General features: G+C 43.5%; 16 protein-coding genes. 2 read left to right on the top strand and 14 right to left on the bottom strand.

The genetic code is table 11. The features are described from left to right. Positions 1–271: 271 nt before the first annotated feature. On the bottom strand, positions 272–1300 hold the full coding sequence (locus ACEN9X_RS21610; RefSeq protein ID WP_413667111.1) for a LacI family DNA-binding transcriptional regulator: 1029 nt from the start codon (positions 1298–1300) through the stop codon (positions 272–274). A 397-nt stretch (positions 1301–1697) separates the two neighbouring features. Between ACEN9X_RS21610 and ACEN9X_RS21605 the strand changes: the two genes are divergently transcribed. Beyond that, positions 1698–3029 (top strand): APC family permease, encoded by a 1332-nt coding sequence (locus ACEN9X_RS21605; protein WP_413667110.1) that lies wholly within the window; start codon positions 1698–1700, stop codon positions 3027–3029. Positions 3030–3032: 3 nt separating this feature from the next. Then, on the top strand, positions 3033–4190 hold the full coding sequence (locus ACEN9X_RS21600; RefSeq protein ID WP_413667109.1) for a trans-sulfuration enzyme family protein: 1158 nt from the start codon (positions 3033–3035) through the stop codon (positions 4188–4190). 59 nt (positions 4191–4249) lie between these two features. Here ACEN9X_RS21600 and ACEN9X_RS21595 read toward each other — a convergent pair whose 3' ends face one another. The 13 genes from ACEN9X_RS21595 to ACEN9X_RS21535 form a co-directional block, all read right to left on the bottom strand. Continuing rightward, positions 4250–4852, bottom strand: a complete 603-nt coding sequence (locus tag ACEN9X_RS21595; protein ID WP_413667108.1) for a hypothetical protein — start codon at positions 4850–4852, stop codon at positions 4250–4252. Positions 4853–5002: 150 nt separating this feature from the next. Beyond that, positions 5003–6394, bottom strand: a complete 1392-nt coding sequence (locus tag ACEN9X_RS21590) for an outer membrane beta-barrel protein (protein WP_413667107.1) — start codon at positions 6392–6394, stop codon at positions 5003–5005. Between the two features lie 441 nt (positions 6395–6835). Then, positions 6836–8176, bottom strand: a complete 1341-nt coding sequence (locus ACEN9X_RS21585; RefSeq protein WP_413667106.1) for a sigma-54-dependent transcriptional regulator — start codon at positions 8174–8176, stop codon at positions 6836–6838. Beyond that, complete coding sequence (locus ACEN9X_RS21580; protein WP_413667105.1) at positions 8151–9323, bottom strand: M20/M25/M40 family metallo-hydrolase; 1173 nt, start codon at positions 9321–9323, stop codon at positions 8151–8153. Before ACEN9X_RS21580 ends, ACEN9X_RS21585 begins: the two co-directional genes overlap by 26 nt. Positions 9324–9329: 6 nt before the next feature. Further along, entirely contained in the window at positions 9330–9875 is a 546-nt protein-coding gene (locus tag ACEN9X_RS21575; RefSeq protein ID WP_413667104.1) for a GNAT family N-acetyltransferase, read from the bottom strand. 208 nt (positions 9876–10083) lie between these two features. Further along, positions 10084–10266 (bottom strand): hypothetical protein, encoded by a 183-nt coding sequence (locus ACEN9X_RS21570; RefSeq protein ID WP_413667103.1) that lies wholly within the window; start codon positions 10264–10266, stop codon positions 10084–10086. 406 nt (positions 10267–10672) lie between these two features. Continuing rightward, on the bottom strand, positions 10673–12622 hold the full coding sequence (locus ACEN9X_RS21565; RefSeq protein WP_413667102.1) for a sigma 54-interacting transcriptional regulator: 1950 nt from the start codon (positions 12620–12622) through the stop codon (positions 10673–10675). Positions 12623–12626: 4 nt separating this feature from the next. Continuing rightward, positions 12627–14939, bottom strand: a complete 2313-nt coding sequence (locus ACEN9X_RS21560) for a histidine kinase dimerization/phosphoacceptor domain -containing protein (RefSeq protein ID WP_413667101.1) — start codon at positions 14937–14939, stop codon at positions 12627–12629. A 297-nt stretch (positions 14940–15236) separates the two neighbouring features. Beyond that, positions 15237–16565, bottom strand: a complete 1329-nt coding sequence (locus ACEN9X_RS21555) for an ATP-binding protein (RefSeq protein WP_413667100.1) — start codon at positions 16563–16565, stop codon at positions 15237–15239. A 1-nt stretch (position 16566) separates the two neighbouring features. Continuing rightward, positions 16567–17514 carry a DUF4157 domain-containing protein gene (locus ACEN9X_RS21550; protein WP_413667099.1) on the bottom strand — a complete coding sequence of 316 codons (948 nt, stop codon included), beginning with the start codon at positions 17512–17514 and terminating at the stop codon, positions 16567–16569. 6 nt (positions 17515–17520) lie between these two features. After that, positions 17521–18504 carry a tetratricopeptide repeat protein gene (locus ACEN9X_RS21545; RefSeq protein WP_413667098.1) on the bottom strand — a complete coding sequence of 328 codons (984 nt, stop codon included), beginning with the start codon at positions 18502–18504 and terminating at the stop codon, positions 17521–17523. Beyond that, positions 18501–22058, bottom strand: a complete 3558-nt coding sequence (locus tag ACEN9X_RS21540; protein ID WP_413667097.1) for a DUF4157 domain-containing protein — start codon at positions 22056–22058, stop codon at positions 18501–18503. The genes ACEN9X_RS21545 and ACEN9X_RS21540 overlap by 4 nt, the downstream gene beginning before the upstream one ends. Then, positions 22055–23548: a contractile injection system tape measure protein gene (locus ACEN9X_RS21535; protein ID WP_413667096.1), complete on the bottom strand. Its 1494-nt coding sequence runs from the start codon at positions 23546–23548 to the stop codon at positions 22055–22057. Before ACEN9X_RS21535 ends, ACEN9X_RS21540 begins: the two co-directional genes overlap by 4 nt. Positions 23549–23556 lie beyond the last annotated feature (8 nt).

The raw sequence follows: 23556 nt of genomic DNA, 5'->3' as shown, positions 1-23556 counted from the left end.
TTTATCATTAAAACACAATCTTATGTAATATTATTAATAGTTTCTGCTTTGCTTATTCAAAATAAGCGCCTGTTGCTCTTCAAACAACAGGCGCTTTTATTAATTAAACAATATTAGTAAAAAAGAACTATGAAGCATTTGAATAACTGGAGATCCCACTCTCCTGTTGCATTACCACCCGATTTGGACAGTACATTATTCAAATGTAAATAAATAAAACGTTTTACCAACCTGTTTTAACATTTTTTGTTTACCAATACTAAACTCAGTTTTACGCTGAAGTCCTGGATACCGTTGATCCCCGCTCAATCAGTTTAGAGGGAATCTGGAGATCGATTTTGGAAGCATCAAGTCTATGGGTATTGATCTGCGCCATCAAAATATCAATCGCTGATTTTGCAATGTCATAAGTTGGCTGCTGGATAGTGGTAATACCCGGCGGATACAGACTAAACACCTCATTATCATCAAAGCTAATTACGGCAAGGTCTTCGGGGATTCGGAGCTTAAGGTCTTTAATGGCTTGCAAGCCCATGGTGCCCAAATAATTGGTAGTAAAGAAAACGGCATCCATCTGCTTTTGCTTTTCAATAAATGCTTTAATGGCCTCTACCCCTTCATTTTTATCCATGTCAAACGGGATCTTTAAAACCTGCTTACTGGTGTCTTTCAGTTTATGATCCTTTAACGCCGCCTTGTAGCCGAGGCTCCGATCATTAAGCTGAATCAGGCCCAAATCTGCCGTTACCATCCCGATATTTTTATAGCCCGAACGTACAAAGCAATCCACCACATTATAGGCGCTTGCAAAATTATCAACCAGTACATGGGGAATACTTGTTCCGGGGAAATATCCGTCAATCAACACCACCGGCTTTTCATTATCAACCAGGTTCTGGATATCCTTTTCCAGGCCTTTCATTGGGGTGATGATATAACCATCAACCAATTGCTGGCTTAGCATCCTGATCATATCCCTACCTTTTTGCAGGTTATTGTTGGTGCTGCAATATATAATACGGTAGCCGCTTTTTTCGGCCTCCTCTTCTATCACTTTGGCCATCTCTCCAAAAAAAGGCCCGCCAATACTCTCAACCACAAGCCCGATAACTTTTGAAACACCTGTACGCAACCCCACAGCCATACGATTGGGCTCATAGCCGTTCTTCTGTGCTACATCTAATATTTTTTTGCTTATTTCTTTGCTAATACGGCCTTTACCATTTAAAACAAATGAAACAGTGGTTATTGAGGTATCGGTAAGTTTGGCTATATCCTTAATGGATATCTTTTTTTTCATCATTGTTTCTCAAATTCAGGTTAAGGTTTAGTACGCCCGCCGTTTTAAAAATTCTGTCAATTTTATGCTCAATCAATAATCAGTCAAAATAGGGAAATTTCTATCAAAACCCGGATTTCTGTCTCTTTTTTGGTCAAAAATGGCAAATTTATCCTACTAACTGCCAATATTTTGTCCACACGATCAAAAGATTTCGAACCGAAATGGTAAATATAGTGCATGACTTCCATTTTCGACCTTTTTCGCAACAATTTGTCACAAAACGCTCAAAACGGGGATAATTTACGGTGAGACCAAGGACGCATTCAATAAAAGCCTTCATGTTATCAAATGATAACGAATTAATGCTAAATTTAGATTTTGTGTTTTCCCTGGTTAATTGACATTTTAAAACTACATGAGCATAACGCCAAAACTTAACCGTTTTGATCTTTCAATGATCGTTGTGAGCCTTGTGATAGGCATGGGCATTTTTGCAGCCCCTGCCGAAGTGGCCAAAAACTCAAGTACACCTCTTTTATATTTCGGCGCCTGGCTGCTTGGGGGGGCAGTAAGCCTGTGCGGTGCGCTCACCTTTGCCGAAATTGGCGCCCGCTACCCTACCACCGGTGGTTTCTACAAAGTATTTTCATATTGCTTCCATCCTGCTTTTGCTTTTATGATTAATTGGGTGCTGGTGATAAGCAACGCAGCCTCGGTGGCTGCCGTAGCGCTTATAGGTGCGGAATATATTAATCCGGTTATTATGCCCCAAAGTTTGCAAAACGATACAGGCATCAAGATCATGACCATAACCTCAGTACTTATTCTATATATTATCAATTACCTGGGTATTAAAATGAGTGCACGCACCCAAAACGTACTTACACTTTTTAAAATAGGCATGATCCTCATTTTATGCGCCGCGGTGTTCAAAGGCAATATAGCTACCACCAAGGAAGTTATTGCTTATCATAATAATAATAATAACATAAGTGCGTTCGGATTAAGTTTGGTGGCCGTATTTTTTACCTATGGCGGTTATCAGCAAACTATAAATTTTGGAGGCGATATTATAAACCCGAAAATCAATATCCCCAAGGCTATATTTTTTGGAATAGCAACAGTGATATCATTATACATGCTTATCAACTTTGCCTATTATTCGGTTTTAGGTATCAGCGGGCTTCAGCACAAAACCACGCTCGCAGCGACACTTGCCGGGGTTTTATTTGGTGCAGCAGGTTATAAAATTGTATCGTTGCTCATGTTTGTCTCCGTATTGGCCTTTGTAAACGTTAATATCATGGCCAATCCCCGTGTTTATTATGCTATGGCCGAAGACGGCATACTACCTGCCCGCTTTAAACGCGTAAACAGCCAAACCCAGGTACAGGAATTCGGTCTTACTTTTTTTGTTGGCGCAGTGCTCGTTATCTTGTTTTTCGCTAATTCGTTTCAAACAATATTAAGTTATGTGATGTTTTTTGATACTGTTGGCCTTTCAACTGCTGCTATCACAATCTTCATTTTACGGCGCAAAACCAAACAGCTTAACAATACCGGCATATACATTATGAAGTGGTACCCGCTTATCCCTGTCATATTTATTACCACGTATTGGTTTGTCACTATCAGCATTTTTATCGAAAATCCGCAGGCAGCTTTAATATGCATCAGCGCATTTATTGCAGGCCTTGTTATTTACTATATCACAAAACGAAGCCAAAAACCTATTACTACACTTTAAACTATGGATTTGTCATTTATTTTAAATGAACTTGGGGAGGAGAGAGAAAACTACTTTAACGCCGTTTCACCGCCCATTATGCAATCAAGCAATTTCTGTTTTAAAGATGTTGCCGGGTTAAGGGAGGCCATGAGTGATGAATTTGAAAGCAACCTGTACTCAAGGGGGCAAAACCCCACACTCAATATACTCAGAAAAAAACTCGCCGCTTTAGATGGGGCCGAAGATGCCCTTTTATTCAGTAGCGGTATCAGTGCTATAAGTGTCCCCATTTTATCACTCTTAAAAACCGGCGATCATATTATCGCTGTTGATAATCTGTACAGCTGGACAATTAAGTTATTTAAAGATTTTCTACCCAAATTGGGTATCACCACAACGTTTATTGATGGAACAGTTTTTGAAAATTTTGAACAGGCGGCAACACCCCAAACCCGCTTAATTTACCTCGAAAGCCCTAACACATTTTGCTATGCATTGCAGGACATCAGAAAAGTGACCGGCTTTGCCAAATCAAAGGGAATCACAACCATGATCGATAACAGCTACTGTAGTCCCCTTTATCAGCAACCCATATCAATGGGGGTTGACCTGGTGGCGCAATCGGCTACCAAATACATCGGCGGTCACTCAGATGTTGTGGCAGGTGTGCTTACGGGCAGTAAAGCCCTGTTAAAAAAGATCTTTGAACATGAATTTATGAATACCGGACCGGCACTGTCACCAAACTCGGCATGGCTGCTGCTGCGCGGATTAAGAACGCTCCCACTTCGACTGCAACGCAGTTTTGAAAGTACCCGGATCATTACAGAATGGCTTGCCACCCATCCGGCGGTGCAGGAGGTGATCTGGCCTTTTAGCCCGCAATTTAACCAGGCTGATTTAGTTAGCCAGCAAATGCAGGGCTGCGGGGGACTGTTTAGCCTTATCTTAAAAAACAGTTCATTTAGTAAGATTGAAAAATTTTGCAACAGCCTGCAACATATCCTCCTTGCTGTTTCATGGGGAGGGCACGAAAGTCTTGCTGTTCCGGCCATTGCTTCATTTAGTGAGGCTGAATACTCGACCGATAACGGCCATCACCAATTGATCAGGATGTACATTGGCCTGGAAGATCCTCATTATTTAATAGCAGATATTAAGCAAGCTTTAGAAAAGTAAACAATCCCGGCCTCGCGCCGGGATTACTGTTTGGTTTGGAAAATCAATAGTTAATTTATTTATAAGGATGCGTGTTGGGTGCCTTTTGCATGCTGATGCTCAAAATACAGGTATTTGATCTGGTACTCCCTGGCAATACTATCATAAGCCATCAGATCGGCATCGCCATGAAAATAATTGCGGATGCTGTACCTGAAGTCATTCTGCTCCGGGAAACTCCTGTACACATTTACTACAGTTAAGTTTAAAACAGGTGTTGCAGTACCAGTGCTGTAGAAGTAAGTTTCGGCTCGGGAATAACCTTTTCCTTGCGGTATCAATTGTACATGTGCATAAAGCGGAAAACCGGCTGTATCAATTATCTGATATGCTTCATTTTGATAAAACCTGTAATCTTTACCTCCATCGCGGTAGCCAAAAACATTGCCCTTTAACAAACTGATCTTTTTACTTCCGGAAGTAACGCTGATATGGTTTCCTCCTAAAAATTCATGGAGCTTTAGTTTTTTACCCGCTTCGGGTACGTAGCTCAGCTTACCGGTTTTATAATCCTGAGCTGTAAGATAAATTCCCGCTTTTACATTTTCGTTTTGTGCCATCAGGCGGTTTGCCTGTATACCGATCACCATCATGATGATGATCATTTTAATTGAAGTTTTCATTTTGTTTACTATTTAATCTTGAAATTAAGGGCATAAAAAAGCCGGGCGGCAAAACCCGGCCTCCAACCTTTACTAAACCTACCCTTACAATCCAAACGGGATAAGTTATCGCGGTTTTAAAGTATGTTTATACTGTACGCCTCTCTGCGCTTAAAAACGCACCAGTAAGGCAGCTATAAATCTTGTTTCAGAATTCACCAGATCGGGCGTAAAATTGGTACCGCCGAGCGGTGTAGTATTATAACCATCGGGCGAGGTAACGCCACCATGACCGGCAAAATAAGGCACATCGGCGTGGCGGTGAACTACCTCCATTCTGAAAGTCAGGTAATCGTTAGGCATCAGGTCGACAGTGGTTGAATAGTCATAAGCATGAAACTTATCGCCAGGATTAGCCGAGAATGGATGTGTGCCGATTGCCCCGGTACCTACCGCCGGAATTGGGTTTGCATCACCTGTTGGATAAAGTACCAGGTAACGGCCCGGGTTATTCATTACGCCACCACCTATAGTCCAGCCTAAGTGACCGTTAGCCATCACCATACGATTGTAAAACATAGCGCTGGCAAAATATTGGGCAGGGCCTTTAACAGGGTCTGATTTAAAGCCGTTAACGCCATCGCCTTTTTCAAAGCCAAGGTCGCCGGTTAGCGAGAATGCCATGCTGTTTACAAAAGTGTTTTTGTTTTTGTAATAGCGCATCTCTACGCTGTTATCAGTATGGAAACGTTTACGGCCTGGCTTGTCCTGGGTGTCGGCGCCGTAGTAGTTGTTGGTTAGCAATTGCAGCCACTCTTTTGGGCGCCAAAGGATTTGCCCACCAATACCCGGCCTGCTGTTAAACATACCATATGATTGCCAGCCGTTGATCAACCAAGGCTCAATTTTCAGTTTATCTGATACGAAGATCTGAACGCGGATACCATTAAAAAACCATGGCGTATTATCACTTGTGAACGATGGCTGGTAAGCCCAGTTCTCGGCATTATAGTACGAGAACAAGCCTACGTACGACATGAATATACCCGCATCAACGTTAATACCGTTCAATACATTGAAGTGATAACCGGCGTTGGCCTCGCTCAGATAGCGGTAAGCTGTTGAGAGGTCAAACTGCCCGCGGGTAACACTAAAGTCATTGCGGGGTACAACTGTCGACCGCGTACCGAATTGGGTAAGTACGCTGGCGCGAACGTTATCGTAATGGAAATCGCCACCTAAGGCAACAGTTGAAATTTCAAACTCATGATCACGGGCTAAAGCGGTTGAACCAACTACTGTATGGTCTATCGGGTTATTGTTTGATGCGGTATAATTAAAATCAAGCAGGAAACGACCGGTGAAATATTTGGTATCAAGCAAAGCTTTATGACGGCGGTCGTTGCCGTTAAGCCAGGTAAAATCGCCAAAAGCAAATGGTTCGGGTTTCGTTTTCACGGTGTCTTTTACAATGGTACTGTCAGATAAAGATGCAGCGTTTGCCTGGGCATAGGCTAAAAGAAGTGTAAGGCCCAAAGCAATAAATAAGAGAAGTTTTTTCATTTTTTGTATGAGATTATTTGTTCGCGGCCGGAGCGTGTTGCGGTGTTTAGTTTTAAATGCTCCTGCCTGCGTTAATTATGGCACGCCTGCCAATTGCCATACCAAAGCAGCTGCAATATTTTTTGTCGTTTTGATTATCAGCCGTTTATTAGTTTTTGTTTTATTTTTTGATGGCTGATATCTGAATGATCCTTTTCATTTTGAGATGGTGGTTTTCTCATGCTGAGTTTGAAAATCCATGACCTCTCATCGCTACCGCAAGCGTCCTCGCTTGTGGACTTTATGCTAAACTATGCAAGCGACTCCTTTTTCTGGCGCAAGTCTTGTGTGGTGGATGTTGTAGGGCTGACTTGTGCCTTCCTAAAGTCACAAGTCAACCGCCCTCATGGCCACTACACAAGACTTGCGCCTGAAAAAGTTAATTTTGATTGCTCATTTTTATCAGTTCATAATAATATGGTACTCTTCAATTTTGCGGTACAGGGTAGCTAAGCCAATTCCAAGAACTCTTGCAGCCTCTGATTTATTCCCTTTAACATACTTCAGTATCCTGCGGATGTGGTGGCGTTCAACACTGTCCAGGTCAAGTGCTACCAGGTCATAATATCCGCCGTTATGAAATTCATTCGGCAACAGTTTTGGGGTCAGCATCGGCTCATCCATCAGGATAATCACCCGCTCAATTACATTTTTAAGCTCGCGGATGTTACCGTTCCATTTATGCTGGTTAAGTAGCTTAAAAAAGTTTTCATCCACGTCGGGCTGCTTTTTCTTCACTTTGGCCGAATACAATTTAATAAAATGCCTTGCCAACACTTCGATATCCCCCATCCTGTCCCTTAGCGGAGGCAGCACAATTGAAAATCCTGAAAGGCGATAAAACAAGTCGAGCCTGAAATGGCCTTCTTCCGATTCTTTTTGTAAGTCGCGGTTGGTAGCTGCAATGAGACGTACATTTACCTTTACGGTCCTCGTTTCTCCTATTTTAATAAAAGTTCCGTTTTCCAATACCCGCAATAGTTTAGCCTGCAGGTCATGGCTCATTTCGCCAAGCTCATCTAAAAATATGGTACCCCCGTTGGCTTCTTCAAATAAGCCTTTCTTGTCCTTCAGCGCGCCGGTAAATGCACCAGCTTTATAACCGAATAATTCGCTCTCTAAAAGCTCCTTGCTAAAAGCGCTGCAGTTAACAGCAACAAAAGGCTTGTCTTTGCGCAAACTTTCATAATGGATGGCTTCAGCAAATACCTCCTTACCTGTACCTGTTTCTCCCAAAAGCAAAACGGTGGCATCGGTGCGGGCTACTTTTTTTGCCAGTTCAACCGCTTCCAGTATCGCCGGTGATTGGCCAAGCACTATCGGGAAACCATGTTGAGTTTCAACCTCATTTTGCAGCTCGTTAATGTGATATTGCAGGTTGGCCTTATCAAGCGCTTTACTTACCAGCGGAATGATCTTGTCGTTATCATCTCCCTTGGTTAAATAATCAAAAGCCCCGTTCTTGATAGCCAACACCCCATCGCTGATAGTACCAAAAGCCGTTAGGTTAATGATTTCGATGTAGGGTTTTATTTGTTTGATGCGTTGTACCAGCTCAACACCGTTGGCGTCGGGCAGCTTTACGTCACTTAATACTACCCTTATATCCTCGCGCTCAATGAGGCGCAAACCTGCTTTTGCATTGGCAGCCTGAATCACATGATAGCCTTCCAATACCAGAATGCGGGCCATCAGTTCGCTGAGCTTTACCTCGTCATCAATTATTAATATGCTTGATTTCATTTTTGTATTTGTTTGGATTATTGATGAGCATCAGCGGTAGCGTTTCCAGCAACCGTACGTATAAACTGATCCCCTTCTTGATCTCTTCGAGGTAGATAAATTCGTCGGCCGAATGCGAACGTGCCGAATCGCCGGGACCAATCTTTACCGAAGGAATAGATAACCAGGCCTGATCAGATGTGGTGGGCGAGATATAAGTTTTGCAACCAACGGCAATTCCCGTTTTAACAATAGGATGCTCAGGAGATACCGATGAAGCCCCCAGCGAACCCGGGCGCGGGTTTACCTGGCAGGATACATTACGTTTAATAATATCAACAATCTCATGTTGTGAAAAGGTATCATCATGCCTGATATCAACAGTAAACTCGCAGCGGCCGGGCACAATGTTATGTTGCGAACCCGCTTTGATAGTGGTTACCGTCATTTTTACCGGTGAAATCCCTTTTAACTGTTGTGGAAACTGATACAGGCTAAACCATTCCAAATCACGCAGGCATTTATGAATGGCGTTATCACCCTCCTCACGCGCAGCATGACCAGGGCGACCGTTACTAATACAATCAATAACCAGGTTGCCTTTTTCGGCAATGGCCATTTGTAATAAAGTAGGTTCACCAACTATGGCCAGTTCGCAGTTACCTAACAACGGAAGGATTGATTTGATACCATTTTCGCCAGAGTTCTCTTCTTCGGCAGTAATGGCGAGACAAAGGTTAAAACCTAAACCGTGGTAGCTGTAAAGATGCAGGAAAGCGGCTATTAACGATACCACACAACCACCTGCGTCATTGCTTCCAAGTCCATAAAGTTTTCCATCTGTTATTTCCGGGCAAAACGGATCTTTTGTGTACCCCTCGTTTGGCACAACCGTATCCAGATGAGAGTTAAGCAGTATTGTCGGTTTAGTTTCATCGTAGTATTTATTAAAGCACCAGATATTGTTCCCCTGCCGTTTCACCTTTACCGAATAACCAAGCAGATGTTGCTGTATGATATCAGCAACCGCACTTTCATCGCCGCTGAGCGATGAGGTTTTGATCATATGCTGCAGCAGCACAACAGACTCGCTGAAGAAATGCGGATTTAAAGGCAGTGTATGTCCCACCAGGGAGGTGGCGGGCAGCTCATTCAATGTTTTTATCATAGCTAATTAATTTAGTTGAGGATCGAATAACATGGCAGTACACAAGCAATTGCAGCGATTTTTACTTTGCAGCACATCATAGTTTACACAACTTTTGCAGGCATCCCAAAAACGTGGCTCACGTGCTACTTCGGCATAGGTTACGGGCTCAAAACCAAGACGGGTATTCATTTTCATAACGGCCAAACCGGATGTGATACTGAATATTTTTGCTGTTGGGTATTTACTGCGCGAAAGGTTAAAAATGCGGTTCTTAATTTCGGAGGCTACACCTTGGTTACGGTGCTGCGGCGAAACAATAAGACCGCTGTTTGATACAAATTTTCCGTCATCCCAGGTTTCGATATAGGAGAAACCTACCCATTCGCCATTTTCGGTCACTGCAACTATAGCCTTTCCGCTGTCAATCTTTTCTATTACTGAGGCAGCCGATCTTTTGGAAATACCTGAGCCCCTTGTTATGGCCGAACTCTCCATCTCTTTGATAATCTGATCGGCGAACACCACATCGGTCGGGATAGCCGGCCTCACAATAATTCGTTCATCTTCCATTTTATATGTTTATTTCAGCTATCAGCACGGATTTGTTGAATAACTGTACATACCCCAATGCCAAAAGAATGCCCGTTGTGGCACGTATATACCATTTATAGGTTTAGGCTGTGTAAATGAAGATTTTAGTTTTTGGCAAATGGTTGCAGCATAAAAAAAGCCTATCAAAATGAAAGGCTTCTATTTTCAAAACAAGTTATTTTGATAATTATTGAACCGGCTGATGGTATTCAGGGCTGTTTTCGAAATGCTCCAGATAGCCGTCGGCGTTTACAGCAAGCTTGCTCATCTCCTTTTTGGTTAATGCTTTTTTCTTTTTGGGGCCGGTGATAGAAACAATAATGACTGCTATTAAAGCGGTTATTTTAAGTATGATATAAAATGTTGCCATGGCTTTTAACTTTATTTAAAAGCCGGTAGTAAACCAAACGTATGCCAAAAGGCTATAAAACGCCTCAAAATACACACACTGCATTAAAGCAGGCATTACCCGCAACTACCCCATATCATTTTGGGAGATATAAATTATCAAAATGATAAAGTATTGAGACCAAGCCTATATTATTAAGAAATTGTTACCTCCGGCACAATAAAATGCCGCTAACTTAGGCCTGCACCGGGGGGTTAACAGGGTTAACAGAAAATCGTCTTATTCACACACATACCGCTGATAACCAGCAAATTAAACAAAAAACAGTGTTAACCCCCAAAAGCCGTCACTAAAGGGCGCTTACCTCAAGCACATTCCAACAAAAAACACACTCTAAACCAGCAAGTTACCATAAAATACAGCAACCCTACTCCCACTTCTTGATCCCCAACTTTTGCATTTTTGAGTGCAGGGTTGACGGCGGCAATCCTAATTTAGATGCGGCCCCATCCTTGCCGCTTATTTTGCCATTACAACGTTTCAGTACTTCTAAAATATGGTCGCGGGCATGCTCATCAATGGTTTTCAGTCTGTCGGTTGCTATTTCAGCAAATGCAGGGCTTTCTTTTTTACCCTGCAATTTGGGCAGATATGCATCTTTTATCACCGGCCCATCAGTTAACAGGATGCTGCGTTCAATAAAATGCTCAAGCTCGCGCACGTTACCGGGCCAATGATAATCAAGCAATTGGTTCATTACACCGGGCGATATACCTGTTATTGTTTTACCAGTTTTTTGCGCATATCTTCCTAAAAAATAATTGGCCAATACAGGAATATCATCTTTACGTTCCCTTAATGGAGGAATTGTGATCGGAAAAACAAATAGCCTGTAATATAAATCGAGCCTGAAACGGCCTTCTTCAACTTCCTTCTCGAGATTCCTGTTAGTAGCCGCAACTATGCGTACATTGATTTTAACCGGGCCTTTACCCCCTATTCGTTCAATTTCCTGCTCCTGTAATACGCGTAACAGTTTCACCTGCAGCTCGGCGGGCATTTCGCCTATCTCATCCAGGAAGATGGTGCCGCCATCGGCCAGCTCAAATTTGCCCGTACGTTTTTCAACAGCTCCTGTAAAAGCTCCTTTTTCATGGCCAAACAACTCCGACTCGATCAGGGTAGCCGGCATAGAGGCACAATTCACTACCACCAATGGCTTATTTTTACGAGGCGACAGGTAATGGATGCTTTTGGCTATCCGTTCTTTCCCTGTTCCACTTTCGCCCAGCACTAATACAGAAGTATCAAGCGGAGCTACGATGCCAATATGGTCAAGTACGGTAAGCATCTGATGGCTTTTGCCTATGATATCTTTAAAGCCTGCAGCTTTATTTTTTTCGCTTAATTCATTTGGGGCTAATTTATCAACTCTGGCTGCTGTGGGCTCGGGAGCATCAAATGGGATAACCTCTTCAATCGTTCTCAATAACGACCTGTGCAGGCGGTCTAACAAAATCAGGTGATCATTGGTATAACAATCTGTTTTACGGCTGTAAAACGAAAAATTAATAATATCGCCATTTGAGGACAGCAAAGGTACCCCCAAAAATGATTGTATATTAAAAACCTGGGCAATAAGCTTTTTAACAGGAAACTGCGGCCAGATCTTAACAAAATTGGCCGCATTATAAAAATCAGCCTTGGTTATCCGCGGACTGTCATCCTGCATCTGGTTCAGCTGTTTTTTATTAGTTTTTGTGATGTTTACAAATTCATCCGGGCCTATAACCTGGTATTCATCAAATCCTGTACGCAAAAATGAAATGGCATTGTCGGGAAAACCCGCACCATTTTTCATGGTAACAGTTAAATAATCAAACGGCACATGCGGCTGGATACTCATTGCTATTTTCAACAATTTCTGTTTCCAGTTTATAGGTTCGGCAACAATATTTTTAAATACCTGTTCCAATGCCTGCTCCTGGCGCAATTTGGATTCGATACTGTTTTGATGCCGGTAAAAAGCAACATCAAGGGTTATCAAAAGCTCCTTTTCACGAAATGGCTTTACCAAAAAACCATAAGGCTGTGTAGCCTTAGCCCGTTCTAAAATGCTTTCCTGAAAATTGGCCGACAGGTATACAAATGCAATATTTTTTGAAGTAAGGATCCTGGCCAGATCAATACCGGTTTGGTTTCCCTTTAAAAATATATCAAGCAGTACCATTTCCGGTTTTTGCTCTTCAATGATCTCCAATGCTTCCGGTACCGAATCGGCAATGCCGCAAACTTTATAACCGGCACGGGTTAATATTAATTTCAGGTCGTACGCTACCAGCGATTCGTCCTCAACTATTAATATCTTTTTGTTCATATAATTAATTAGCTGCAAAAGTTTTTTGTTCAATATTATTTAATTGCTTCTCGGCCCTAAATTCGACCGTGATCACAGCGCCACCGCAATTTTCCATTTTAAAATAGCCTCCCAGTTGCTTACTTAGGGCTTTCATCATTTCCATTCCCAGCGAGCTTGCTTTTTGGATATCAAAATCAAGAGGCAGGCCTATCCCGTTATCTGCTATAGTGAGTATAATGGTTTCTTCGGCCAATTGCAGGGCTATTTTAATTTCGCCCCGTTGCATCGGGAAAGCGTATTTAATAGCATTCGTAATAGCTTCATTCAATATAAGGCCCACCGGCACTGCCTGGGCAACATCAAGTTTTACAGGTTGTACGATCTGTTCAAAACGGATCCCCCTGTCGCCGGGATTATAACAATCGGCCAGGTAGCTGATCAGTTCATTAATATAAACCGACATATCGATGTATGATACATCCGAATTACTGTACAGCTTTTGATGAATAAGTGCTATGGCCTGCACCCGGTTCTGACTTTCGCGAATGGCGGCAAGCGCAGCATTATTTTTTAAAAATGCCGATTGCGTATTAAGCAGGCTCATTACAATTTGCAGGTTGTTTTTTACCCTGTGGTGCACCTCCTTTAATAACCAGTCCTTTTCGTCAAGCAGGTTATCCTTTTCGTTAAGTAATTTTTGCAGGGATAGATTCTGGTTATTGATCTCCATTTGTTTTAACTGCAATTGCTGATTGCTCCTTTGCTTATGCCGGTAACCATTAAATGCCAGCCCAGCTATGATAATGAGCATGGCTATCCCGGCAAAGGTTATATTGCGCTGCATGTTTGCCTTTTGGATCTCATTTTTTTGGCTCTTGCTCTGCTCCTGCAAAAACCTTATCGACTGTTTGTTCTCCTTGGTTTTATAACTGATCTCAAGCTCTTCAATCTGCTTGTTCTTAATGGCGTTAAACAGCGAGTCGTCAAGGCGCTTATGGATCTCGAAATGTTTTATCGCAGTTATATAGTTACCCGACGCCGAATCAACCCTAAACTGCATGCGATGGATCTTGGTAAGCGTAATAGGCCTTATTTTATTTGATGGTAACGATAAGATCTGCTGGGTATAGATCCCTGCTTTTTTAAATTGCCGGGTTAGCAGATAAAAACCGGCCATGGTTTCGTTGTAATGCACAAAATCGGTAACCATTTGCTCGTTGGTGGTATAAAAGTCTTTACTAAAGTTTGTTACTTTATATACCTCCATCATTTTCAGATAATATTGCTCGGCTTTAGGGTAATCCTTCAGGGCAACGTAGATATTGCCAAACGCTTCATACATATCTACCTGTTGTGCAAGGATCTTTGGCGGTACGTCAATTACGGCCTGTTTTAAATAGGCCAGGGCCTCTTTAGGCCTTTTAGCTGTTATGAAATCATAAATAATGAGGCTCAGGTACCCGTAAAAATCTTCGTACTGCTTTCTTCGCTTTAATATCTCGGCCGATTTAAGGATGTAAACAAGGCTTTGATCATATTTATTAAGGTCGGCATACACCAATGCAAGTTTGGCGTAGTAAAAATCGGCGAGGGCGGTATCGGCCGTAGCGGTCATGCTTTTTATTACCTCATGACGATATAAAAGCTCTTTATGAAGATCAACCTTTTGTTTGCTTAACTCGGCAAGGGAATGGTAAGTATAGTGAAGCTTTTTATATCCTATTGCTTTGTATTGTGCCAGCACCTGCAGCAGTTCCGTTTCGGCCAGGTCAAGTTTTTTTTGATTAAGATGGATGTCGGCTATGTTCTTGTTCATGTCAGCCTCATCCAGTTTATGGCCTGTTTGCTGAAATAAAGCCCTCGCCTGCTCATAACTATTTATTTTATCAGGAATGGCAGCAGCATTGTCTATAGATATATTATCGCTTAAACGGGCCAAAGTTTTACCTTCCTGGTATTTATCAGCCATTTTACGGTAATAATCAACCACTTCCATAAAAACCGCTTTGCCCTGCTTCAGGTTATCTTGCTTGAGGTATGCTGCCCCCTTAAGCATCATAGCTTCATTAAGCCATTTTGCCGAATGGATAGTCACACTCATTTGTATGGCTTTATTGAAGGCGGTGATTCCGCTATCCAGCACGTCTTTGTGATCGCCCTGTTTGTTGAGATAGTAGTTGCCTAATTGTATTTGCAGCTTTATGGTATTGGTGTCGGCTTTGTTTTTTTGATTATCGAGGTTTAGCTTAATGGTAGCAATGTCCATCTTTTTTTGCCCTGACGCGCTTAAGGCAAAAATTAAAACAATAAAACATGTCGCTATATATTTAAACATACACTTAGTATTTTATTGCCCCAGAGATAATTACAAACAAAACCATAACAAAATCATCTCCTGTGAAAGTCACGGAATTGCGATAGGCGATGACTTGCTAAATTTATTCAATTTTATGCAAACCGCACGAATAAGTACGAAGCTAAATTTCCTTTATCGCTGAAGTTTAAATAGGATCCAGGCCAACATAAAAATGCTTAACCCGATCGAACCAATCAATGCACGGATCATGGATTCAGTTGTACAAATTACAGATAGCCGATATTTACAATGAGAGCTTCATGTGCCGGACGGCTGCTACCAAACGCGGTTCTCCTTGGTGTATTCTCTTTCTATTCCTTCCAGTATCAGTTCGGATGAAATGCGGCTTTCCTTACGGGCCAGCATCTGTAAACAGGCAAATTGTACAACATTGAGTATACCAGAGCCGCTAAGTTCATATTTACGCGAGATTTGTTCGAGGTTAATATGCCCGTTAAGGTTAGCTTTTGGTGGGAATGATTTTTGCCAGATGGTATACCGTTCATCGGCATTAGGCAGCGGGAAATTTATAACTGATTGAAACCGGCGCATAAAGGCCTCATCAATGTTATTTTTAAAATTGGTAGCGAGTATTACCAGGCCGTTGTGTTGCTCCACACGCTGCAGCAGGTATGATGCTTCCTGGTTGGCATATTTATCATGCGCATCTTTTACATTAGTACGCTTACCAAAAAGTGCATCTGCCTCATCAAAAAACAGGATCCAGTTTTTATTATCGGCCTTTTCAAATAGTTTGGAGAGATTTTTTTCCGTTTCGCCGATGAACTTGGATACGATCATTGACAGATCGATCCTGAAAACCGGTTTGCCGGTGTACTTACCAAGTAGTGATGCAGTAAGCGTTTTACCGGTTCCCGGCGGGCCATGGAATAAGGCGCGATAGCCGGGCTTCAGTTTTCGCTCCATGCCCCAGTCGGTCATGAGTACTTGCTGATAGTTTACCCAGTTTTCCAATTCGGCAATTTGTTTTCTTGTAGTATCGTTAAGTACCAGGTCATCCCAGTTATACGTAGTTTCGAGGTGCTGGGCAGGGAAGTTCATGCTCAGTTTAGGGATAGATTCGGTACCGCTGATCAAAAGTTCAACATACTCAGACTGCAATATCAGTCTTCCGGACAAAGCAGGTTCTCCTTCGGGCACATCCTCCAGATGTAAAATATGCTGTTTCGCCAAATTGCTATGATGATGGAAAAGATCTGCGATCTCCAGCCGTTTTTCAAGATCATCGCCCGCCAAAACAAAAACTGCTGTTTGGCCAGTTGGTAAAAAGCTGCGCCCATTGCGGCTCCTAACGCCACCAATCTGCTGAAAGTCGCCCGATTCACGCATGTATGGCTGAATGATCTCATCAAAAAACTCAACCTGCAAATGCGGCGCCAGGGCCATCATCAATATAATGATCTCATTACTGCTCAGGCCATGATCATCAATTAATTTCTCGAGTACGCTGCCATTTCGCTCCAACTGGGGCAGCAGCGGAGGCAAATAAGTTGTGCCATTTCCAAATACAGTTTGCAGCCTGGCCTCAACACAACCGGCTGTATACTGCATCAGCGCTTTTAATTGCTTAATATTAGTATCCATTTTATTTACGCGGACCGTTTTGCTGTACAACATGTGTTAACTCGTGCGCCAGCAGGTTCATACCGGCGGTGCTTTCGGGGTCAAACTTGGCGGCATTAAAATAAATATCGTTACCATGTGTAAACGCCTGTGCCTTTGAAAGGTTGCAAAGCTCAACAGCCTGCTGCCCGGTGTGGATCTTTACCTGCTCAAAATTAGCGTTCATCTGGTGTTCCAACTGCGCACGCACTTTTGCCGGCAGAGGGCTGCCGCCACCTTTACTTTCGTTCAGTAACCTGTCGAACTTTGCTTCGGGAGCTTCGGGCTTACCTTCTGTTTTCTCTACGCTGCCACCCTTTTCTTCCTTTTTTTGTGCCGCAGCTTTATCATCTTTCTCTTCGCCTTTTTCTTTTTTCTGCGGCTTACCTTCATCCTTTTTATCTTCTTCGCCTTTTTTCTGTGGCTCCTTGTCTTTCTTATCTTCTTCCTTCTTCTGTGGTTCTTTATCCTTCTTCTCTTCCTCTTTTTTCTGAATGCCTTCCTTATCCTTTTTATCCTCTTCCTTTTTCTGCGGTTCCTTGTCTTTCTTATCCTCCTCTTTCTTTTGGGTTGGCTTTTCTTCTTCTTTCTTTTCGTCTTTTTTCTGCGGCTTACCTTCCTTCTCGTCCTTTTGTTCTTTCTTTTGGCCGGCTTTCGCATCTTTCTCTTCGTCGGCCCCTTTTTTCTGAACACTCATTTGCCCCATCCGCTGCGATGAATTAGCAGTTGCCTGTTGTGCCGTAGTTACTTTATGTGCTACGGCATCGGCCTCCTGTTCAAGGGCACTGTCCTGGTTACCGTCAATTTTTCTCGCCTGGAAAAAGGCATCACTATCCTGATTGCTTTTCTCCCGGCTGCCATTAAAAAAAGGTTTTTCGGCTTTATCCGCCTGTTTCTGACTAAGCGGCTGGCGTGTGTGAACATATTTCATCGGTGATTAGTTTAAATTATTTAACAGGTCCAATTGTTTTTTGGCATGGGCGGCCCACTCGCCGGGCTCCTGCAACAGTTCCTCAAAAACTTGTCTGGCTTTATCTTTTTGATTTAAGTTAGCCAAGGCTATACCGAAGTATAGTTTTCCCTTTTTGTTTTCCGGATACTGTTCAAGCAATAGCTTCAGATGTAAAAACGCATCATCAAAACGGTTAAGCCCGAGGCAAAGTACCCCGGTATTTAATCTTATTTCTTCATTTTCGGGATCATATTCCAGGACCCGCTCATATTCTGCGGCCCCTTCATTTAACTGACCACTTTGCAAATAGGCAACTGCCAGGTGATTACGAACAGCTATGTCGCCAGGAAACAGCATCAAATACCTGATCAGGTACCCGGTGGCCAATGCATAGTTTTTTATCATTAATTGGGCTAACCCCGCGGTTTGTAAAGCACGGCCATTTTGCGGGTTCTCTGATAAAACATAATCTGCCATTTCAAAGGCATCGTCATACCTGCCGGTTGAGAGGTAAACCTGCGCCAGCCCCATCAATAAATTTAAATTGGTGGGATTAAGCTCAACCGCTTTTAGCCAGCATGTTTCGGCGCTTTCCATATCTGCCGACAGCATATATAATTTAGCTAATCCTTCCCAGGCTTCAAACTGATCGGCCTTAATTGCAATAGTTTGCCTGAAAGCGTTTAAAGCCTTATCATACTGCCCCATCAAAACCTCGGTATTAGCCAGGTTGAGCCACGCCGAAGCATTTTGGCTGTCAATTTCTAAAGCACGTTCAAAAAGCGGCTTTGCTTCGGCAAATTTATTTTGCTGGTAAAACAACATTCCCCGGTTATTGAGCAGGGTAACATTGGGCTCATTTAAATCAGCCGCTTTTGTATAATAAGCCTCGGCATCTTCAAAGTTGCCGTTAAGCTGCTGTATAGCACCAAGGTTTATCAGTTCGGTCAGTTGGCTTCGGTTGCTCATAATATTGCATTTTTAACCCTGTCGGCCAAGCCGCCGGCTATTTCAGGGATATTGATATCTGGATAAGTAACTTGAATATCATCAGTTTTCACGTCAAATGGCTCACCATCTTTATAATGAATAGGAAGCGAAACTTTAACCTGGAGGTCGGGCCCAAAACTAAACGCGGCAAGGTTATGCCTCCACTCTTTTGAGATACTGGTGATACCCAAGTCAAGCGATGCCCGAAGCAGCGCATTTACATCAAAGGTAAATTTGGGATGTACTTCGATTTCACCAAGGGCATTAAATTCAAAACCGGTAGTTGGCGACCACGCAAGGTCGGCGCTGGCACTCGCTTCGCCCTCAATTCCTAAACCACCACGTACTTCAATACCACCAGTTACGCTGGCTAAGCCAACACTAAGCCCTATACCAAGGTCGGCATGCAACTTTATGCCCGCGTTTGCGGGTATAACAAACTGGGCGCCTCCCGATATGCGGGTATTTTCGGGATGAGAAGGGTTAAACTCTATTTGCCCAAAAACATTACGCAACTGACCCGGCCCTACTCCTGCTTCAAAATCAAGGCCACCGTTTATTGTTGCTACCAACCCGATGCTGCGGGGCCCAAGCGGTATTGCAAAAAGCGGAATTTCAATAGTTGGAGCAGTGAATAGATTTTTGTTGATAGACTTGCGGGGAAAAACGTCAACCGCAGACGGTAACTCTAACCGGCCAACAACCTCTATTTCGCCCGCGGGTGTTACCCTAACTGTAGCAGTTGCCTGTAACCAATCGGTCACTTTTAAAGTTAAAGAGCCCGACCCGTAAGCTGTAAAATGCTCGCCGCCCGGGCCGGAAGGGGTACCATCGGCACCAATAGCCCTGTTAGTAGCACCCACCCTTACATCGCCCGATACCCTGTCGGCAGTATAGGCCGCGGTACCTTCAATAGTTAAAGCCCCATCATCATAATTAATAGTTAACGAAGTATTTATCTTTGGAATTTTAGGAACAGCCGTTCCGCTGGCCTTTACATGATACACCTCGTCGGCACCTTTTTTAACCTCAACCGTACCGCTGCCGCTTTGTATACCGGGGATATTTTCGTCAAGTGCAAAGCCACCACCAATTATGAGTTCATCCCCGCCATATGATATATGAATATCGGCACTTTTAACACCTTTAATATCCGGCTCGGCTGTACCTGTTGCTGTTAATACATTATTAGCATAGCTTACATTGATATGAGCTGTTTTTAAACCTCTTATTTTTCCTTCGGGGATACCAATATCCCCTGTAGCACTAAACCCGCCCCCTCCAGGCCCTTCACCCGGTTTGGTATAGTTAACGGTTATCCGGGCAGGATTAAATGTGTTACTATCAAAATCAAATGAACCACCAAGTGCGAAATCGCCGGATGACCCGGCCTGGCCGTGAATTTCCCCCCTTCCAAGTCTGTTGATCTCAAAATTAAGGTTACCGTTTATGGTGAGCCCCGAATCGCCAAGGGTAATACCCAATGACGTATCCTTGATCCTGAAGGGAGGAGGAACCTTTATCTCACCGCCGTTAAATACCTTACGTACACTTATACCATTTGAATCAAATACGATATCGATATCAGCATTATCAATCAAAGGTATATTGGTATGCACTTTTCCCCGCGCCTCAAGTGCCCCATTATCATTGATACCGGCATCCAGTAATTCAACCGGGCTAAGTTTTTTCAACTCGGGATGCAGGGTACTTAAAATTGACTGACGGGATATATATCCACCGTAAATACCTGGAATTGGATTAATAGGAAAGGTTTCGTTAACGCTTTGCGCCACATTACTTTGCCTGAACAGGCTTACATTCATGGTGCCGGCCCCGCCGGCCTGCATAATATCAGTGGTGGGATTGTAATCTATAGAGTTTATATGAAGACCATAGTTACGTGAGCCTGGCATAAAATAAGGTCCCGCTTTCGGAAACTCAAAAAGTTTACTTCGCCTTTCAGAAAAAAATATGTGAAGCTTTGAAGTATCGACATACGAATGGAGCAGGGCATCATCCCGGCCAGGCGCTAAAAACCGCAATCCATCAAGATGTGCGCCCGACTGAATATCACCAATGGTATAATAGTCTTCATCGCTTACATTATCGGTCCCTGCAGCCGTTAACGATTCGGCGGTAATACTGTAGGTGTCCATAGCAGTTTGCGCTGCCAATCCATCAGCCTGGTCGGGATTTTCGGTTATAACCGCCTGCACTGCCGTACGGATAGCCCCTTGTATAGTTCCACCTGATGATGTATTTATTGACTCTGAAAGCAGCCAGAGGTTACCGATATTTACATCGGCACCACCAATTTGCAATTCTACCTTGTGATCTACTTGAAACACATTGGTTTGCCCTCCCTTTCGCCAGGTAGGCCGTGTGGATCGTTGCCTTATTTCCTGCGGGTTACCAAAAATCAACCCTTCAGACGCCGCTGTTTTAGATACCATGAAATAAGTGTTATTACCCGCTGGCGAGGCACCGTTATTGGGTAACTCCGCCGTACGCATTGTGTTAAACTTATCTGTAAAGCCGGTGCCTGTTAGGGCTGTGGTTTCCCATAAGTTTAGATGCCCCCCGCTGCGCGAGTTCTTTTTAAAAGTATAATTGGCGGTTGAAGGCATCATGCTTCGCTTAAAACCAGGAAGCTGTATAGATGGCACCTTTATCGTTTTTTGATCCTTGTTGATCTTATTATCGCCGGCATGCGCCGTTGCTTCGCCGGTATTGGCAACACCCTGGCCCGGGGATGTGGCGGCAGGGGTCCGTTGGATCTTCTTTTTTACACCGCCCCCTCCCTGCTGTACCGTATGCGCCACCTCATGCGCCAGCAAATGCTGCCCGGATTTACTCTGGGTATCATATTTGCCCGCGCCGAAATAAATATCATTACCATGGGTAAAGGCCTGAGCCTGCAAATCGTTGCTTAAGCCGGCTGCCTCGCTGTTATTATGGATGCGCACGCCACTCAGGTCGGCCCCCATGGCACTTTCCATATCCTCGCGGGTATTGGAAGGTAATGGTTCGCCGCCACCTTTGCTGTTTTCAATCTTTTGCTGGGTTTGTTGAGATACATCCGGTGCAGCAGATTGGCTGCTGCGTTTTAAGGTATTCCCTTCATTGGGGTCGCCATCACTTTCAAAAACGGGGCGGCGCTGTAATTCTTTATCGGCACCATTTTGCTCTTTTTCCTGCTTATCTTCTTTTTTATCCTCTTTCTTTTGTACAGCGGAGGTAGATGCAGCGGCAGGAGCAGTTGCAGTGGTTGCAGGGTTAGCTGCGGTTTTAGGCTGATTAATATGCTGAACAACTTTATCCGCTACCTGGTCGGCCTGCCTTTCAAAATGATCGCCGGGTTCATTAACCGTCATTTTACGCTGAACCTTATTGCCCTCAAAAAAAGGAGATTCAGGCGCGCGATCTATGTCATGAGCGGCCGAGAAAAAAGGATCTTTCCCTGCTGCCTGCCGGTTGGCGGGCTGATGCTGTTTGGTATTTGCCGGTGCTGCCTTTTGAGGTGTTTTCATTGCCATTCCACGTAAAAAGGTCCATCCATCCAGGGTAATTTAATTACGCCAATCCCCCATGGCAATGACGAAAGCAGGATATCCAGGTCCATCCGCTCTACGATAAGGCGTACAGGCTGCTCTGCTTCAATCAGTTTTCCTTTTCGTATTAAAAAGCCCTCGCGCAAGCCGCCCGGCGAAGTATTTTTTAATGCTTTCCAATACTTGATTACCGTGCGAAGCATATTGTCACCTTCATCAAGCATGCGCTGGGGGATCTCAATATCACGTTCCAAGGGTTCTCTGGCAGGCCAGCTGCATAAAAACTTTTCAAAACCAAGATCGTACTCAAAACCTTTTACATTACCGGTGCCTAAATAATGCAGCAGGTGAATGGCCAGTTGCCTTGCCGGCAGATCAACAAAATCGTTATCCTGCAGCAAGCCAAAATCTTTAAAGAAATATTCGAGGAATGGATGCAGGAGCACCAAACCGGCCTGGTTTACATACCTGCCCTCAAGCTCTTCCTCTTTTTTCATTTCCGTTTCAGATGCATGATCGGGCGTTACTACAGGTTTATTGACCGGCTGGACAAGTTTATTGGCTGGCTGGACAGGTTTATTTTCTGCTGATTGAATAACCGTTTCAGCAATTTGAATAAGGTTCAACGTTGGCATTGCGCCAGAACCATTTAAGTTTTCATACCATAAAGCAGCTAACTTTTTATGGGCCGCACTACTACCAGGAAAGTCATTGTTGCCTGTGCGCAGAAAGATCATCAGTAAAAGTTTTTCGATAATATGCTCCGTTTTCCCGGTAAGTTCTGCTGATGACAAAGCTGCTTGATCACCTGTTGATTGGCCGCTTGCCAAAGCCCTGATTTCACCTATAGCAGCATCGAGTTTTTCTTGAAGTTCACGGGCATCTATATTCAGCAGAACCGGTGCCAACTTTTTAATAAATGTAATACTGAACTGGCTAAACAATCTGCTCAGTATAAGCTGCGAGCCTTTAAAAAGCTTAATGAGCTTTACCTGGTAGCTTTTATCATTTATTAACAGCCCTGATAGTTTACTTAACCAAATATCTTCGTGCTGCAGCCATTCTGCTGAGGCAACCACATACCACGGGAGCCTTCCCGTATCAAGAAAATAGACAAATACACTAAAAGTCTGCTGCTCTTCAGTAAGCAATGAATAGCTGATCTCATTATCGGGTTCGTCGCTTCCGGGTAATACAGCAGGATTTAAAACCGGCTCAAGCGCCTTAGCCAGGCTTGCCTGCAATTGCTCAAAAACATCCTCCAGTTTACCCGCGCCCAGGTTAAGATCAATCTTATCTATCAAAACATGGGCAGGCACATCCATATCATCCAGCAATTGCTCCAGCTTTTTAAGCAATACCAGTTCAAAGTACCGCACGGCTTCATCCTGCGCCTTTCGGGCAGCATCGCGGTGCGGTACTTCGATATCAAGTACCAGCTTGTGGATAATATGTGTGCTACCTGCCATAATTCAGT

This window comes from Mucilaginibacter sp. Mucisp86 (genome assembly GCF_047324315.1).
Lineage (GTDB): Bacteria > Bacteroidota > Bacteroidia > Sphingobacteriales > Sphingobacteriaceae > Mucilaginibacter.
The sequence above is the reverse complement of the archived record's forward strand: the minus strand, read 5'-3'. Positions and strand labels throughout refer to the sequence as shown.

Bases quoted from the DNA above. Each gene is read 5' to 3' on its own strand.
- ACEN9X_RS21610 (WP_413667111.1), bottom strand. From the start codon at position 1,300: ATGAAAAAAAAGATATCCATTAAGGATATAGCCAAACTTACCGATACC.
- ACEN9X_RS21605 (WP_413667110.1), top strand. From the start codon at position 1,698: ATGAGCATAACGCCAAAACTTAACCGTTTTGATCTTTCAATGATCGTT.
- ACEN9X_RS21600 (WP_413667109.1), top strand. From the start codon at position 3,033: ATGGATTTGTCATTTATTTTAAATGAACTTGGGGAGGAGAGAGAAAAC.
- ACEN9X_RS21595 (WP_413667108.1), bottom strand. From the start codon at position 4,852: ATGAAAACTTCAATTAAAATGATCATCATCATGATGGTGATCGGTATA.
- ACEN9X_RS21590 (WP_413667107.1), bottom strand. From the start codon at position 6,394: ATGAAAAAACTTCTCTTATTTATTGCTTTGGGCCTTACACTTCTTTTA.
- ACEN9X_RS21585 (WP_413667106.1), bottom strand. From the start codon at position 8,176: ATGAAATCAAGCATATTAATAATTGATGACGAGGTAAAGCTCAGCGAA.
- ACEN9X_RS21580 (WP_413667105.1), bottom strand. From the start codon at position 9,323: ATGATAAAAACATTGAATGAGCTGCCCGCCACCTCCCTGGTGGGACAT.
- ACEN9X_RS21575 (WP_413667104.1), bottom strand. From the start codon at position 9,875: ATGGAAGATGAACGAATTATTGTGAGGCCGGCTATCCCGACCGATGTG.
- ACEN9X_RS21570 (WP_413667103.1), bottom strand. From the start codon at position 10,266: ATGGCAACATTTTATATCATACTTAAAATAACCGCTTTAATAGCAGTC.
- ACEN9X_RS21565 (WP_413667102.1), bottom strand. From the start codon at position 12,622: ATGAACAAAAAGATATTAATAGTTGAGGACGAATCGCTGGTAGCGTAC.
- ACEN9X_RS21560 (WP_413667101.1), bottom strand. From the start codon at position 14,939: ATGTTTAAATATATAGCGACATGTTTTATTGTTTTAATTTTTGCCTTA.
- ACEN9X_RS21555 (WP_413667100.1), bottom strand. From the start codon at position 16,565: ATGGATACTAATATTAAGCAATTAAAAGCGCTGATGCAGTATACAGCC.
- ACEN9X_RS21550 (WP_413667099.1), bottom strand. From the start codon at position 17,514: ATGAAATATGTTCACACACGCCAGCCGCTTAGTCAGAAACAGGCGGAT.
- ACEN9X_RS21545 (WP_413667098.1), bottom strand. From the start codon at position 18,504: ATGAGCAACCGAAGCCAACTGACCGAACTGATAAACCTTGGTGCTATA.
- ACEN9X_RS21540 (WP_413667097.1), bottom strand. From the start codon at position 22,058: ATGAAAACACCTCAAAAGGCAGCACCGGCAAATACCAAACAGCATCAG.
- ACEN9X_RS21535 (WP_413667096.1), bottom strand. From the start codon at position 23,548: ATGGCAGGTAGCACACATATTATCCACAAGCTGGTACTTGATATCGAA.